Consider the following 708-nt stretch of genomic DNA (forward strand, 5'->3'; position numbering starts at 1 on the left):
GTCGACACGAGCGTTCCGCACACCCGCCTGTCGGGCGAGGCGTTCGGAACGCTCGTCTCGTCGGGGTCAGCCCCCGGTCCCCGGGCGGCGACCCTCGGAGTTCCGGTATGCGGGAACCGCGACCCACCCGTCACCGTCGCGCCGGACCAGTCCCCTCCGCTCGAACTCCTCGAACCACCCCGGGGCCGGCCACTCACCCCAGCGTTCGGCGTAGTGGGCTCCATTGCGTAGCAGGTCCTGGAGGTGTTCCACCGGCGGGGACGACACCGGATGCCACCGGTGATAGGCGTGCGCGCCCGCCACGAGCACCACCGGGACCCTCCGGTGCAGCAGTCGGCGACCGAAGTCGGTGTCCTCCGCGCCGTACCCCGAGTAGTGCTCGTCGAACCCCCCGAACTCCCGGCGGAGCCGTGTCCAGAGATCCGCGTGCAGGGCGAAGGACAGTGACCAGAACATCCCGAACTCGCTCGCCTCGAGTCTCCGCAGGCCGTGCTCGGGGAACGGTCGCGCCGGGTGCGGGTCGGTGAGGCCCGCGAGCTCGGCGGGGTCCGGAGCACCCAGCGACTCGGGCAGATACGTGACCGGCCCCATCCCCACTGTGCCGGGCGGGAGGTCCGCGTACCGGGAGCCCAGGTCCGGGCCGGGCATGCAGTCGACGTCCAGGAAGATGATCAGCTCGGCGCCGGTCTCGACGGCCCGGTCCCCGCC

At 72.3% G+C, this 708-nt stretch carries 1 protein-coding gene; it reads right to left on the reverse strand.

Going from position 1 to position 708, the window contains the following annotated elements:
* Positions 1-66: 66 nt before the first annotated feature.
* Positions 67-708, reverse strand: a 642-nt coding sequence (locus IY392_RS03810; protein ID WP_194860545.1) for a galactosyltransferase-related protein, incomplete at its 5' end; no start/stop codon positions are given.

Origin of the sequence: Dietzia sp. SYD-A1, from assembly GCF_015356725.1 — a bacterium.
In the GTDB taxonomy this organism is placed as follows: Bacteria; Actinomycetota; Actinomycetes; order Mycobacteriales; family Mycobacteriaceae; genus Dietzia.